This is a genomic window from Bacillus sp. A01H (assembly GCF_045277205.1).
Classification (GTDB): Bacteria; Bacillota; Bacilli; order Bacillales; family Bacillaceae_G; genus Bacillus_A; species Bacillus_A paranthracis.
Genome location: NZ_CP117702.1, coordinates 1557545 through 1572155 on the forward strand (window position 1 = coordinate 1557545; position 14611 = coordinate 1572155).

Consider the following 14611-nt stretch of genomic DNA (forward strand, 5'->3'; position numbering starts at 1 on the left):
GATAGGAAGAATTTATACAGGAATTATATTTCTACGAGAGAATGTTACAAGTATAGTCATACATTGTAATATCTTTAGTAGAGAAGGAGTTCTGTATATGAAGAAATTGTTAAATGTATTCGTGATTATTATCGTAATGATCATTGCGAGCTATAGTCTTATGAAAGTATTATTACATTATGCGAATAAGCCCGCTGAGGTAAGTACAACAGCTGAAATGGAAGATGTGCAAGAAGAGACAAAAGTACTAGATTTTATTCGTATGACACATGAAAGTTATAATAATTTCTTAAATTATGGTAAAGCAGAGAATTATACGGAAGGGGACTGGAACCAATTTAAACAATGGTTTCAACAACAAGAATCATCGTTAAAAAATATACATACAGACATAAAGAATGAAAAAATAAAACGTGATGTAAATAGAAGCTATGAAATTGTAAAAAAAGGTGTGGAGCTCCAAAATATTGAGTATGTAGTGTATGCACATCGTGTATACCATGATTTAGACATTATTGTAAATAAATATAGGGGTGAAACGAACATCTGGGGGTATACAGAAGTTGGAGATGGGAAAGATATAAGGGTAATTGAACAAGCGATACAGTCTAAATAATAAGCGAGCTAGCATTCTAGTTGGCTTATTTTATTTTGTAAGTTCAATGTTCATATATTTTTCACAAAAACACCGTGTTAATAGTGATTAAAATCACAATCTGTATTATACAATTCAGTTAAACTAAAAACAGTTAAGGAAATAGAGGAGTGGGATACAATGTTAAGTGAAAAAACAATTGAAATCGTAAAGTCAACAGTACCATTATTACAGGAAAAAGGCGTTGAAATTACAACGAGATTTTATGAAATTTTATTTTCGGAACATCCGGAGTTATTGAATATTTTCAACCATACAAATCAGAAAAAGGGAAGACAACAACAAGCGTTAGCGAATGCTGTTTATGCAGCTGCAACGTACATTGATAATTTAGAAGCTATTATTCCAGTTGTAAAACAAATTGGTCATAAGCATAGAAGTTTAGGTATTAAAGCAGAGCATTATCCGATTGTAGGTACATGTTTATTACGTGCAATTAAAGAGGTCGCAGGTGCACCTGATGAAGTATTAAACGCATGGGGAGAAGCGTATGGTGTCATTGCTGATGCATTCATTAGCATTGAAGCAGAGATGTATGAAGAAGCGGCACATAAAGAAGGTGGATGGAAAGATTTCCGTAACTTTGTAGTTGTTAAAAAAGTGAAGGAAAGCGATGTTATTACGTCATTTTATTTAAAACCTGAAGATGGAGGGAAAGTTTCTTCATTCATCCCAGGACAATATGTAACGGTTCAAATAAATATCGAAGGTGAAACATATACACATAATCGTCAATATAGCTTATCAGATGCTCCTGGAAAAGAATATTATCGTATTAGTGTAAAGAAAGAAAAAGGTATAGATACGCCGGATGGTAAAGTATCTAATTACTTACATGATCATGTAAAAGAAGGCGATATGTTACCAGTAAGTGCACCAGCAGGAGATTTCGTATTAAATATGGATTCAACTTTACCAGTTGTCTTAATTAGTGGTGGAGTAGGTATTACACCAATGATGAGTATGCTAAATACGTTAATTGAACAAGATTCAAAACGTAATGTATGTTTTGTTCATGCAGCGATAAATAGTAATACACATGCAATGAAAGAACACGTTGAGGCAGTAGATAATGAATATGAACAAGTTAAAGCATATACTTGTTATTCTGCACCAACTGAAAAAGATTTAGAAATGAAGAACTTTGATAAAGAAGGTTTTGTTGAAAGAGAATGGTTACAAACTATTATTCCGACAACTGAAGCAGAGTTTTATTTCTGTGGTCCAATACCATTTATGAAACATATAAATGCTGTACTAACTGATTTAGGTGTGAAACAAGAACATATTCATTATGAATTTTTCGGTCCAGCAGCAAGTTTACAATAAATTGAGCTTTAAGAAGCAAAAAAAACGAGGTGTTATTTTACCTCGTTTTTTATTTGTTCTCGTAATAGTCGATTTACTGTTTCACGGCGTATACCAATCAGTTGACCAATTTCAGTTTGCGTTAATATTTCATATATAGGAATGTCACCTAAATATAGTGTGAACCATTCTTGTAAGCGATGAAGGCGTTCTTTCGGAGAGACGGTCGTCAATTGGTCGATACGTTGCTGCATCATTCTTAATTTTGACTGTAATTGCATAGCGATATTTGCATATGATGCAGGATCCGCTTGAAGTTGATCATACCATTCATTACTCATTATAGGTTCAACTTCTGTTTTCATTAAAGCGATTGCTGTACCGTGATATTCCTTCGGTGAAATTAAAGAATGGTGAGGTATCGTTTCTCCTGGAACGATAATATTGAATAGAAATGGTGTTCCATTTTCTTCTAACCTTACTACTTTTAATAAACCTGTTTTTATAAAATATAAAGGACCGTCCTCACCTTGACGGAATAGTACATCTCCTTTGTGTAAAATCAATGTTAGCCCCCCATTTAAACATCTCTATTTCTTTTATTTTAGCGTATATGTATAAAGATAATATACTTTACAACAGCAATTTCATTGACGAAATATATGCTATTACAGTAGTATACTATTTAGTGTGTAATAGTACTAGCAATGAATACGCTGTAGGGGGTTTAGTATATTGTTAGATGCGATAAAAATGACGGATATGAGAATTCCAGCGAATGCCATCATTCATGTAGAAGAGATGAAAGGTGGAGTCGTGTTATCCGTTGAAGTAGACGGCCAAATTATTTATACGATGGCTTATGATGAAGAAACAGATAGTTATGCTGAATTATATGATCGAAACGATAAGAGGGCGTGCCAAGTACATGAAGATTTTATGGGATGGTCACTTCTTCATTAAAAAAGATGTCAATATGACATCTTTTTTTATTAAACCGATAGAATATACAAAGAAATGAAATATAAGGATAAAATTTGTAATAAATGATTTTGCATTGTTAGCACTTTGTAACTGCAACTGAATTATTTTTTCGCTATCATAAAGATAACAGTCGCAGTCATAGGAGTGGTCAACGTGAAGAAAGTACATATTTCCAATTACATGTTATTATGTGTTTGTCTAATTTTATTTGTTCTCTTAGGAGGATTTTTATATTCATGTGTATAAAAAAAACGCATTCTAAAAAGAACGCGTTATAAAAAAGAAGTAATGATTAATCTAGTCCCAAGAATAATTAATGTGATACGCAATAAATTAATTACGGCGTTACCGCTTAATTTTGTATTAATATATGCCCCGATTTTTCCACCAATCCATGCACCAGGAATAAGAATTAATGCGTAAATCCAGCTGACATTTCCAAGGGAGATGTGAGTTGCAGAACTTACAATTGCTGATAGAAATACGATAAACATCGAAGTTGCTACAGCAATATGTGCTGGGAATGCAAAAAGTAGCATCATTGCTGGAACAAGTAAAGCACCGCCACCAATTCCAAATAATCCAGATATAAAACCAACTATAAAGGCGATAAAGATAGCGAGAAGCGGTGGGAATTGATAGTGTACAGTGTTTCCTTCGTTATCTGTAAAAGAGCGCTTGATTACAGTCATATTTGATAAAGAAAGGGGTTTTAATTTGTCTCGTAACATAAGAAGAATGGAGACAAAAATAAGAAAAATCCCAAAATATAAAGAAAATGTATCTTGGTTTAAAAATTTATTCGCCCACGAGCCGATGATACCACCAGGGCCACTCCCGATAAATAAAATAAGTCCACTTTTGTAATCTACTCGTTTATGCTTCATATAAGTAAGGGTGGAAGATAGTCCCGTAAAAACGACTGTTACCATTGAAGTTCCTACTGCAAGTTGTGGTGACAGGCTATGTAATCCGATTAATAACGGAACAATAATAATTCCGCCGCCAAGTCCGACTAGACTCCCGACTGTCCCGGCGATTAGCCCGATGAAAAGTAACATGATGTATTCCAAAATTGCCAACTCCTCTATATAACTTATCCACCAATTATTATACACGCTTTTTCATGAGAAAAAGCTTTGTTCACAAAAAAGTCGTCTTCCTAGAAAAATAAGGAAGACGACTTTTAATTAAAAGATTAAGTGTAATAAAGAATAAAATAAAGCAGCTAATGAAGCTGAAATAGGAAGTGTGATAACCCAAGTAATTAACATGCGTTTTGCAGTTCCCCATTTTACACCTTTTACACGATGAGAAGCACCAACCCCTAAAATAGAAGAGGAGATAACGTGCGTCGTACTAACTGGTAAGTGAATGAATGTTGCCCCGAAAATAACAAGAGATGATGATAAATCAGCAGCTACACCATTTACAGGACGAATTTTCATAATTTGTCCACCGACAGTTTTAATAATTTTCCATCCGCCGACAGAAGTACCAAGACCCATTGCAATGGCACAAGATAATTGTACCCAGAACGGGATGTCGCTAGAAGTATGATAACTATTCGCCATAAGAGCCATTGTAATAATTCCCATTGCTTTTTGCGCATCATTCGTACCATGTGTATAAGCTTGTAATGCAGCAGTGAAAATCTGGAATATACGGAAGTTTTTGTTCGTCTTCGTTAAATTAAAGTTTTTAAAGACGACTTTAAAAATACTGTATACGATATAACCAATAACAAATGCGATAATTGGTGAAATGATTAAAGCTTCAATAATTTTTATGAATCCTTTAAAGTTTAATGAACTAAAACCAGCAGCAGCGATAGCTGCACCTGCGATGGAGCCAATGATTGCATGCGAAGAACTACTTGGAATACCGTAGTACCAAGTAATCAAATTCCATGCTATTGCTGCAAGTAAAGCGGCTAAAATTACAAGAGAACCATTTTGTAAAGCGAACGGATCAACGATATCTTTCGTAATCGTTTTTGCTACACCTGTAAATGTCATCGCACCTAAAAAGTTCATAATAGCTGCCATAATAATTGCATGTCTAGGCTTTAGAGCTTTCGTTGAAACAGCCGTTGCAATAGCGTTTGCTGTATCGTGAAATCCATTAATAAAGTCAAAAGCTAAAGCGCAAATGACTACTAAAACGGTCAGTATCAAGAGTGTATCCATGATCAAACTCCTTACGCGTTCTTCATAATAATTGTTTCTAATACGTTTGCAACGCTTTGGCAGCTATCCGCTACTTCTTCAAGCTCTTCGTAAATCTCTTTGTATTGAATGATCTTAATTGGATCTTTTTCACGAGAGAATAAGTGCTTAATCGCGTGACGGCGAATATCATCACATTGTGATTCATAATCTTTAATCTTAATCGCATTTGTACGAATGTCGACTAATTTTTTGTTAGACATTAATTCAACAGAGTTTGCAATTTCAATCGCACATTGATTAATTGCTTCTACGAATTTAATCATGTATTCATCAGCTTCTGTAATAGAATACATTTCGAATAGACCAGCACTATGATCTAATCCGTCTAATACATCATCCATACTCATTGCAAGCTGTAGGATGTCCTCACGTTCAATAGGAGTAATAAACGCTTTGTTTAGCTCCATAATGATTTCGTGAATAAATGAGTCACCTTTTGACTCATACTCTTTCATGCGCATAGAAAACTCTTTTAAATCGCTAGCATTTTTAATTTTATACTCCACGAAAAACTGCGCGCCTTCTTTTAAATTTTCGGAAACATTCATTAACATTTCAGAAAATTTATCTTTTTTTGATTTAAAGACCATTATTAGTTACCCCCACAAAAGTAATATATGTAAAATATATTGGCTAGTCAATTCTAACAAAAAACTGTCGTTTTTTAAAACATTTTATCGAAAAGTTTACAAAAACTTAACATAACTCTTATTGTTGTATTAATAATATTAATAATCAATATTGAATATCTTACTTGTAGAATGTCCTTTTCTTGCAAAAAGTATGAATGTGAAAGAAAAGCTTTACACTACAGGAAAGACTACGTTATTATAATAAATTTAAAAGGAGGTATATTCTTCCTTTTGAAAAGAAGAGTGTAAACAAACGAAGGAAGTGAACGAATGAAATTGAAGAACACTCACTTAAAAAAAATGCAGGAGTGGTTCAACAAGAGGAAGAAGCTTCGTAATTCATTAATTGTATTAGGAAGTTTGCTCGCTACTCTATTTATTGCTATAAATATAATAATTTCTATTCAAGACATATCTGAATTAAAGCAAGCTGTTCCGCAGCCGACCTTAATTTATGATGCAAATAATGAAGTTGCGACTAAATTAGCTTCTTCTAAAACAGAAGGCGTAAAAAAGAAAGATATTCCTGATATTATGGTTCAGGCCATTGTTGCAGTAGAAGATAAGGAATTTTTTAACCATCACGGGATTTACTATAGTGGAATTATAAGTGCAGTTTTTAAAAATATTACAGCAGGAGAAGTTGTAGCAGGGGGAAGTACAATTACACAACAACTTGCGAAAAATGTATTTCTGACACAAGACCGCACATACTCTCGAAAAATTAAGGAATATTTTTTAACAAAAAAAATAGAGCGTACGTATACGAAAGATGAAATCATTGAAATGTATATGAACCAAATTTATTTTGGTGAAGGTGCTTGGGGTATAAAAAGAGCAGCTAAATCTTATTTTGATAAAGATGTAAAAGATTTAACAATTTCAGAAGCAGCAACGATTGCGGGCTTGATTAAAGCACCATCTGCGTATTCACCTTATAAAAACTTTAACAAGTCAATTGAAAGACGTAATGTCGTATTAAGTTTAATGAAAGAGCAAGGGTATATTTCGGACGAACAGTATAATAAAGAAAAAGAGAGTGGACTTGTGTTAAAACGTGGCGTTGATGATAAATACAAGGGAAAATACTCTCAATATGTAGATTATATTGTTAGAGAGGCGATGGACAAGTACGAATTAACACAAAATGAAATTTTAGCAGGTGGTTATCGTATTTATACAGAGCTTGACCCGAAAAAACAACAGGCCGTAGAAGACGTTGTGAATAATGATAGTTATTTCAAAGATAGTGGCTCAGACCAACTCATGCAAACGGGTGTAGTTCTTATGAATCCCAAAACAGGTGGTATACCAGCTTTAGTTGGAGGCAGAGGGCCGTATCAGTTTTTACAGTTTAACCATGCAACCCAATTAAAAAGACAACCGGGCTCAACGTTAAAACCTTTGGCTGTATATGTACCAGCGTTAGAACAAGGATATGAAGTATACGATATATTAAAAGATGAACCATTTAACATTAAAGAATATAAACCACAAAATAGCGATCATACTTTTCACGGTGATGTGACAATGTATGAAGCCGTAGCAAAGTCGTATAATGTTTCAGCTGTGTGGCTATTAGAACAAATTGGATTAGATAAAGGATTGAAATCTTTAGAGCGATTTGGTATTCCATTAGTGCCAGAAGATCGTACGTATCCGATTGCTTTAGGCGGTATGCATGTGGGGACATCTCCATTTGTAATGGCTCAAGCATACAGTACATTTGCAAATGACGGAGTCCAAGTGGAAGCTCATGCAATTAGGGAGATACAAAATGCTGAAGGTGAAACGCTTGGAAAGTGGTATAAGAAAGAGACACGAGTGACGAGTGAGAAAGTTTCTCAAAAAATGACATATTTATTAAAAGGTGTTGTCGAAAAGGGAACGGGCGAAAAGGCAAAAGTTAATAATGTTGATACGGCAGGTAAGACAGGAACTACTCAAATTGTAAATGGCCCGAGCACCGGTGCAAAGGATTCATGGTTTGTTGGATACACACCAGATTTAGTAGGTGCGATTTGGGTAGGATATGATAAAACCGATAGCGATCATTATGTTCCGGGTGGTAGTCAAATTACGACGACAATGTTCCGGGATATTATGAAAAAAGCGAACGCAAATCCAGCTCAAAAAGCATTTCAGTTATCGCTCATATCTGAGGCTGATTATAAAAAACAATTGACTACAATAGAAGAGGAAAAACGAAGAAAAGAAGAAGAGAAGAGAAGGAAAGAAGAGGAACAACAACGAAAACAAGAGCAACAAGAGTGGCTTGATAAAGTGAAAGAATGGATTCCTTCATTTTGGTAAAAGAAAGAGGCGAATAAAAAAATTCGCCTCTTATTTTGTATGAAAACAAAATAAAATTTTAATCGGTAGAGATTTTTGTCTATCTTAATTAGCTATTAATCCATATCCGTTGAGATACATGAGATTACTCGTTAAGTACAATATTCGTACTGCCAAAGGATTCGGAATCGTATGTTACGATTATTTTGCCTTTACTAATAGGTTCGTAAGGTAATTCTTCTTCGTAATTACCGTTATTTTCATTGTGGATAGAAAGTGTAATTTCATCGATTTTTTTATTTGTATACTGATTTTTAATCGTTTCAGCAATTTGGAGTAACGCCTCGGAACTAGAAGCTTTCGTAATAAGCATTCCTTTTATAACCCTTTTTTCATTATTTGTGGAATTGGAATAAGGGATGTTGCTTTGTTTTGTATACAAAAGTTTGTATGGAGCAGTTTTTCTCTCTGCTTTTGATATAGTGGAATATTTTAGAGTTAAAAAAAATCCTACACATAAAATAATGCATACCATAAGTGCAAACCAAATGCGTATTAGTGACATAACTCTCATTTTCATCCCTCTTTCATATCTTTGACTTCACTATTTATCATACAAAATAAGGATTAAGATAGAGTAAATTTGAGGTAAAGAAACGTAAAGAAGGAACACTTATCCTCCCAAATAAGTGCTCCTTTCTATATAAAGAGAGATTTAATGCACGGTTAAACGATACATATTATTATAAATATACTTCTTAAGCGAAAATTAGTAAATTCGGAATACAGATAGTGTTGCTGTTGTATCGCCTGTGTTAGGAATTGAAATAGTGTTTGCTGTAGGCTGTATAGCAATCGTTGTACCAGCTTGTAAAGTAACAATTGTAGAGAAAGAAACAGCACTACCGATAACGTTAGTTGAGAAATTACGAGTAGGTGGTTGACCATTGAATGAAATACCGAATCCAAATGGTGAAGACCCTGGGAAAGTTGTAGACGCTGAGAAACTAATATCATATACGCCTGTTTCTAAAATCGTTAAAGTATCTGAAGTATCATTGAAAGAGATATTAGTTAATTCAAACACTTGATTGAATTGAAGGTTTGTTCCAGGTGATATAGTTTGTGGATTTGAGTTTCCGATTGCCGCGATCGTTACAGGAATTGGTGTACCCGCTGGTCCGGTTGCACCAGTAGCACCTTGAGCACCAGTAGCCCCTGTTGCGCCTGCCGGTCCTTGAGCACCAGTAGCGCCAGTAGCCCCTGCTGGCCCTTGAACACCTTGAGGTCCTTGAGCACCAGTAGCGCCAGTAGCCCCCGCTGGTCCTTGAGGTCCTTGAGCACCAGTAGCGCCAGTAGCCCCCGCTGGTCCTTGAGGTCCTTGAGCACCAGTAGCGCCAGTAGCCCCTGCTGGCCCTTGAACACCTTGAGGTCCTTGAGCACCAGTAGCGCCAGTAGCCCCTGCTGGTCCTTGAACGCCTTGAGGTCCTTGAGCACCAGTAGCGCCAGTAGCCCCTGCTGGTCCTTGAACACCTTGAGGTCCTTGAGCACCAGTAGCCCCTGTTGCGCCTTGAGGTCCTTGAGCACCAGTAGCGCCAGTAGCCCCCGCTGGCCCTTGAACGCCTTGAGGTCCTTGAGCACCAGTAGCGCCAGTAGCCCCCGCTGGTCCTTGAACGCCTTGAGGTCCTTGAGCACCAGTAGCGCCAGTAGCCCCTGCTGGCCCTTGAACGCCTTGAGGTCCTTGAGCACCAGTAGCGCCAGTAGCCCCCGCTGGTCCTTGAACGCCTTGAGGTCCAGTAGCACCGGTAGCCCCTGCTGGCCCTTGAATACCTTGAGGCCCTTGAGGTCCAGTAGCGCCAGTAGCCCCTGCTGGTCCTTGAACGCCTTGAGGTCCAGTAGCGCCAGTAGCCCCTGCCGGTCCTTGAACGCCTTGAGGTCCTTGAGCACCAGTAGCGCCAGTAGCCCCTGCTGGCCCTTGAACGCCTTGAGGTCCAGTAGCGCCAGTAGCCCCTGCCGGTCCTTGAACGCCTTGAGGTCCTTGAGCACCAGTAGCGCCAGTAGCCCCTGCTGGCCCTTGAATGCCTTGAGGCCCTTGAGGTCCAGTAGCGCCTTGAACACCTGCCGGTCCTTGAGCGCCTTGAGGTCCTTGAGGTCCAGTGGCACCTTGAGGTCCTTGAGGTCCAGTGGCACCTTGAGCCCCCGCTGGTCCTTGAGGCCCAGTAGCCCCCGCCGGTCCTTGAGGCCCAGTAGCGCCAGTAGCACCGGTAGCACCGGTAGCACCCGTAGCACCCGTAGCGCCTCCGCCTCCAAGACAACCTGATCCGTATTGAACTAGGATAGCTTGGATCTCTGTTATGAGTTTAACTAGTTTGTCGGTCGTACAACAATCTACTTTGAATAACTTAGCGATATACAATAAATAATTAAGCAGACTTTGTAGTTCAACGTATAATGCTCCGCATGAGAAAGGTGTTGTTCTTAAAATAGTTAATAGATTAGCAATGATAGAATTTCCAATTTGTTTTTGTGCTGGGGATAAATCTAAGCAATTGAGAAATTTTTGTAAGTTATTGAGCGCCGCTATCAAGTTATCAATATTAGTTTGAGAAGGGTTCTGAAAGACAGCTTGAATAGCTTGGCCAAGAGCTTGAAGGAGTCTAACAAATTCTATAAGTTCGGACTTAGAGATGTTAATATGACTACAAGCTCTGACTTCGCAACAGTCATTACCATAAAATACTTTTCCTTTATTTTTATTGTTCATCTTTTCATTCCTTTCTTTCATAGAATCAATAGTCATTACTATATATTAAAATGAAATTTATACTGAATTCGTGATGGACAAACTACCATTTCTAAAAAAATAAGAAATTGGCCCGCTTGGCAAACAAATAAGTAAGATATAGAGAAGGTTTCATATAATGTAAAGAAGAAAAGTTCAACATAAAAAACTGCATGTCGATTGTTAAGGGATTTAACAATTGACATGCAGTTTGTGGATTGGATTTTATTTGTCTTGATTTAATCTTTCAAGGGCTGTTTTAGGTAAGATTGGAATTGAAATAGTAAAAGTAGTACCATCTTCATTGCTAGTCATTTTTAATGTACCATTATGATTTTGAATAATTTTTTTCGTTACTGCCAAGCCGAGTCCTGTACCGGAATCTTTTGTTGAGAAGAATGGATCAAAGATATATTCTTGAATCGCTGGTGGAATACCAGTCCCATTATCAGTGAAAGTAATACGAACAAAATTATCAAGGCGGTAACTAGTAATTTGTATAGAAAGTTTTTTTTCTCCTTGAGCATCGACAGCGTTCTGGAATAAGTTTAAAAAAACTTGCACAAGTTCATGACGATCAATATGAACTAAAATATCATCTAATTCGGTAGAAAAATTATAATCAATTGAAATGTTATGTAAAAAGACTTCACTAGCTAGTAACTGTTGAATATACTCACGTAAAAACGTATTAATGGGAAAGGGTTCTCTTGTAAATTCCCGTGTTTTTGAAATAGATAAAAATTTTGTAATGATACTATTTGCGCGATCTAATTCAGGAATAAGTAAGTTTTTAAATAGTTCTTTATTAGATGGAGAAACATTTTCTTGTAAAAATTGTAAATATCCTCGTACGGTTGTAAGAGGATTACGTACTTCATGCGCAATACCAGCCGCGATTCGCCCTGCTAACGAAAATTTTTCTGCATCACGTTCTGTGTTTAAATAATGAAAAACACTAATAACCCTAAAAATCTCTCCGTTATAATCACGAATAATTCGGTTATTTAAAATGCCATAGTTTTTGTCTAAAACTTCTTCATTATATATTTCTGTGCCTGTTCTTAATGTTTCTAGAGCTTTAATTTTTTCTTCAGGCAATTTTAGTAATTGTTGAATTGGTTTTCCAATTATATCATTTCGTACTACACCAAAATCATCTGCTGCAGCCTGATTACATAAAGTTATATTTCCTTTATTATCAACAAAGGTTACATGATGTGAAAAAGCATCAAAAATATGAATAAAGTATGTTTCAAGTTGTTTAAATAAAAATAATGAATCGCAAGTAAGTTGAAAGTCAGCCTCTTTATTCTCTTTTTGTATGTTTTGAATGGAATGATTCGATCTCGTTTTCTTTATTTGTAAACCAATATGTGGATTTTTATATGTGAAATGATGTGGTAATTGATTTACAAGTTCTTCATAAAAACGTACTTTATTCTCTAGTTCTTCTATTCGTTTTTCATGAGATATAATATCATCGTTTGGAAGCATAAATAAATAACCCCTCAATTTAAAAATTCTTCCATCTAGTATATCATATTTTTATATGAATACTCTTAAAGATGGGACTACTTAATGAAATTGATTGGTCAAAGTGTTCAGAAAGTGGGTAGAATGGATAGAAAGTGAAGTGAAAAAGGGAGGAATATATTTGCTTTTCATTGGAGTAACAGGGTGGGGAGATCATGATTCTTTATATATAGACCCCTATGAAAATAGAAATAAATTACGAACATATAGTGAGTATTTTCCTATAGTAGAAGTGGACAGTTCATTTTATGCGATGCAACCTGAACGAAATTATACAAAATGGGCAATGGAAACACCGAAAGATTTTTCTTTTATCGTAAAAGCATATCAAGGAATGACAGGACATATGAAAGGAGAGATTCCTTTTTCTACGTTCGATGAGATGTTTGATGTATATAAACAATCTATTCTTCCTTTAATTGAAGCTAGTAAATTAAAAACGATTTTATTTCAATATCCACCATGGTTTGATTGTAAAAAGAAGAATGTAGATTTTCTCCGATATACGAAAGAAAAAATGGAAGGTTTGCCGTGTGCGATAGAATTTCGAAATCAAACATGGTTTTATCCAGAAATGAGAGATAAGACGTTACAGTTTCTAGAGCAGGAGAAATGGATTCATACAATTTGTGATGAGCCACAGGCAGGGATGGGGTCAGTACCGCTCGTATTAGAAGTAACGAGTGCAGAGATGGTGTTAATACGCTTCCATGGCCGGAATGTTCATGGCTGGCTTGATAAAGGAGAAAATTGGAGAGCGGTTCGTTGCTTATATCGCTATAACAATAAAGAATTAGAAGAATGGGTAGAAAGACTAGAACAATTAAAAAAGAAGACAAAGGACATATATGTACTATTTAACAATAATTCAGGCGGAGATGCAGCTGATAATGCGAAACAGCTTATGAAAATGATGAACATTACATATGGTGAGCCAAAGCCTGAGCAATTAAATTTGTTTGAGTGATAATAAACAAGAAAGGCACTGTACAAACAGGGGGAATGTACAGTGCCTTTCTATATGAAAAAGAGGGGTAACAATGTTACTGAGCGTTTGGTTGATTCATCAATTGTTGGCTTCGTAATAAATGATAATGGTTATCATTATCATTGTCAATAGTTTTCCTAAAAATAAATAAAAAACTTTTTAGGAGATAGGAGCGATAGGGAGATCTCTAATAGAAGTTTGGCTGAAGTAATGAGTTGTTTCGAGGTAAATTTCTAGCAAGCTCCTGATAACGTATAAAAAAAGAACAGCAATTAATGCTGTTCTTTTCCAGTGATGAATTGTTGTAAATCAAAAGGAGTTATCGCTTGGATAAATTCTTTTGAGATAAGTGTTTGAACAAGAGTGCTCTCAGAAATAGAAGCACCTGTTTTCTTTTCATAAGCTTGTTTTAATAAATCAAGTTTTTCAGCCGTTTCTTTCGGTAATTCAATTGTTAAAGTGTTCATAATTTCTCCCCCTTACTATTAGAGTACCACTACAATATAGGAGAGACAAGAAAAGAGAATGTGAAACATAAAAAAGGTTACCATTTATAAATGGTAACCTTTTTTATGTATAAGAGTTATTAAGCAATACCGATATACTTTAAAGTTTTTGATGGAGTACTATGATCAAAGAAGTGTTGTAAAAATGCGATATCAACACCTGATTTGTATGCACAATATCCCCAAGTTTTTCGAAGTGTATGTGAGCTAATCCCTTCTAATCCAACTTCTTTTGCAGCTTTGTTTAAAATGTACCACGCATGTTGTCTCGTAATAGATTTTGTTCCTTTTTGAGACTTTAATAATGGTTCATTACGTTTCCAAGTTTTACGTTCTTTCATGTAGTCTTCGATTGCGTGCTGTAAGTCTTCATTTACAGCGAACCATTTATGTTTCTTTACTTTTTCATTGTAAAATAAAATGGAATGGCGAACATTTTCATTTTCATCGATTACATCACTAACTTTTAATTGTAAGATTTCACTTACTTTTAAGCCAGAATTTACAGCTAATACGAATAATAAGCCATCACGTTTCGAAGATTGTAAAAGTATATTTTTGATAGTTTCTAATTGTTTTTCATTTTGAATAGGTTGTCCTGCTTGTTTCATTTCACGCACTCTCCTCTTTTATATGTGTAAAGGAAAGGATTAACTTGTTTCTAACTATAAAGGGAGAGTGTGAATTTCATGTGAAC

Annotated in this window: 14 protein-coding genes; 5 read left to right on the top strand and 9 right to left on the bottom strand. The window is 35.7% G+C overall.

All coding sequences use genetic code 11. From position 1 onward, the window contains the following. Nucleotides 1–97 precede the first annotated feature (97 nt). Nucleotides 98–616, top strand: coding sequence for a hypothetical protein (locus PSR14_RS08320; RefSeq protein WP_048557193.1), 519 nt, complete (start codon nt 98–100; stop codon nt 614–616). A gap of 159 nt (nt 617–775) precedes the next feature. Then, nucleotides 776–1984, top strand: coding sequence for an NO-inducible flavohemoprotein (gene hmpA / locus PSR14_RS08325; protein WP_000947704.1), 1209 nt, complete (start codon nt 776–778; stop codon nt 1982–1984). 32 nt (nt 1985–2016) lie between these two features. Here the strand turns inward: hmpA and PSR14_RS08330 are convergent, their stop codons facing one another. Next, nucleotides 2017–2529: a Crp/Fnr family transcriptional regulator gene (locus PSR14_RS08330; RefSeq protein WP_000600590.1), complete on the bottom strand. Its 513-nt coding sequence runs from the start codon at nt 2527–2529 to the stop codon at nt 2017–2019. A gap of 169 nt (nt 2530–2698) precedes the next feature. On the opposite strand from PSR14_RS08330, the gene PSR14_RS08335 reads away from it, so the two are divergent. Then, nucleotides 2699–2926, top strand: a complete 228-nt coding sequence (locus PSR14_RS08335) for a hypothetical protein (RefSeq protein WP_000882907.1) — start codon at nt 2699–2701, stop codon at nt 2924–2926. A gap of 293 nt (nt 2927–3219) precedes the next feature. On the opposite strand, the gene PSR14_RS08340 is transcribed toward PSR14_RS08335, so the two are convergent. The 3 genes from PSR14_RS08340 to PSR14_RS08350 form a co-directional block, all read right to left on the bottom strand. Next, nucleotides 3220–4020, bottom strand: a complete 801-nt coding sequence (locus tag PSR14_RS08340; RefSeq protein ID WP_000455758.1) for a sulfite exporter TauE/SafE family protein — start codon at nt 4018–4020, stop codon at nt 3220–3222. A gap of 117 nt (nt 4021–4137) precedes the next feature. Next, a complete protein-coding gene (locus tag PSR14_RS08345; RefSeq protein ID WP_000380271.1) occupies nt 4138–5136 on the bottom strand; it encodes an inorganic phosphate transporter in 999 nt (332 codons plus the stop codon). Nucleotides 5137–5147: 11 nt separating this feature from the next. Then, nucleotides 5148–5768, bottom strand: coding sequence for a DUF47 domain-containing protein (locus tag PSR14_RS08350; RefSeq protein ID WP_000231448.1), 621 nt, complete (start codon nt 5766–5768; stop codon nt 5148–5150). A 312-nt stretch (nt 5769–6080) separates the two neighbouring features. Here PSR14_RS08350 and PSR14_RS08355 point away from each other — a divergent pair, with 312 nt between their 5' ends. Then, a complete protein-coding gene (locus PSR14_RS08355) occupies nt 6081–8123 on the top strand; it encodes a transglycosylase domain-containing protein (protein WP_000769281.1) in 2043 nt (680 codons plus the stop codon). Nucleotides 8124–8247: 124 nt separating this feature from the next. Here the strand turns inward: PSR14_RS08355 and PSR14_RS08360 are convergent, their stop codons facing one another. The 3 genes from PSR14_RS08360 to PSR14_RS08370 form a co-directional block, all read right to left on the bottom strand. Next, entirely contained in the window at nt 8248–8676 is a 429-nt protein-coding gene (locus tag PSR14_RS08360; protein WP_001265565.1) for a hypothetical protein, read from the bottom strand. A gap of 195 nt (nt 8677–8871) precedes the next feature. Continuing rightward, nucleotides 8872–10866: a Gly-Xaa-Xaa repeat protein gene (locus PSR14_RS08365; RefSeq protein WP_406644187.1), complete on the bottom strand. Its 1995-nt coding sequence runs from the start codon at nt 10864–10866 to the stop codon at nt 8872–8874. 243 nt (nt 10867–11109) lie between these two features. Then, nucleotides 11110–12381 (bottom strand): ATP-binding protein, encoded by a 1272-nt coding sequence (locus tag PSR14_RS08370; RefSeq protein WP_000937251.1) that lies wholly within the window; start codon nt 12379–12381, stop codon nt 11110–11112. Between the two features lie 160 nt (nt 12382–12541). Between PSR14_RS08370 and PSR14_RS08375 the strand changes: the two genes are divergently transcribed. Then, on the top strand, nt 12542–13387 hold the full coding sequence (locus PSR14_RS08375; RefSeq protein WP_000897346.1) for a DUF72 domain-containing protein: 846 nt from the start codon (nt 12542–12544) through the stop codon (nt 13385–13387). A 293-nt stretch (nt 13388–13680) separates the two neighbouring features. Here the strand turns inward: PSR14_RS08375 and PSR14_RS08380 are convergent, their stop codons facing one another. Further along, a complete protein-coding gene (locus tag PSR14_RS08380) occupies nt 13681–13875 on the bottom strand; it encodes a DUF3924 domain-containing protein (protein ID WP_001094858.1) in 195 nt (64 codons plus the stop codon). 119 nt (nt 13876–13994) lie between these two features. Further along, complete coding sequence (locus tag PSR14_RS08385) at nt 13995–14525, bottom strand: tyrosine-type recombinase/integrase (protein ID WP_000806236.1); 531 nt, start codon at nt 14523–14525, stop codon at nt 13995–13997. Nucleotides 14526–14611: the final 86 nt, after the last annotated feature.

Coding starts and splice junctions, on each gene's coding strand:
- PSR14_RS08380 (WP_001094858.1), bottom strand. CDS start 13,875: ATGAACACTTTAACAATTGAATTACCGAAAGAAACGGCTGAAAAACTT.
- PSR14_RS08370 (WP_000937251.1), bottom strand. CDS start 12,381: ATGCTTCCAAACGATGATATTATATCTCATGAAAAACGAATAGAAGAA.
- PSR14_RS08360 (WP_001265565.1), bottom strand. CDS start 8,676: ATGAGAGTTATGTCACTAATACGCATTTGGTTTGCACTTATGGTATGC.
- PSR14_RS08355 (WP_000769281.1), top strand. CDS start 6,081: ATGAAATTGAAGAACACTCACTTAAAAAAAATGCAGGAGTGGTTCAAC.
- PSR14_RS08320 (WP_048557193.1), top strand. CDS start 98: ATGAAGAAATTGTTAAATGTATTCGTGATTATTATCGTAATGATCATT.
- PSR14_RS08385 (WP_000806236.1), bottom strand. CDS start 14,525: ATGAAACAAGCAGGACAACCTATTCAAAATGAAAAACAATTAGAAACT.
- PSR14_RS08350 (WP_000231448.1), bottom strand. CDS start 5,768: ATGGTCTTTAAATCAAAAAAAGATAAATTTTCTGAAATGTTAATGAAT.
- hmpA (WP_000947704.1), top strand. CDS start 776: ATGTTAAGTGAAAAAACAATTGAAATCGTAAAGTCAACAGTACCATTA.
- PSR14_RS08345 (WP_000380271.1), bottom strand. CDS start 5,136: ATGGATACACTCTTGATACTGACCGTTTTAGTAGTCATTTGCGCTTTA.
- PSR14_RS08365 (WP_406644187.1), bottom strand. CDS start 10,866: ATGAACAATAAAAATAAAGGAAAAGTATTTTATGGTAATGACTGTTGC.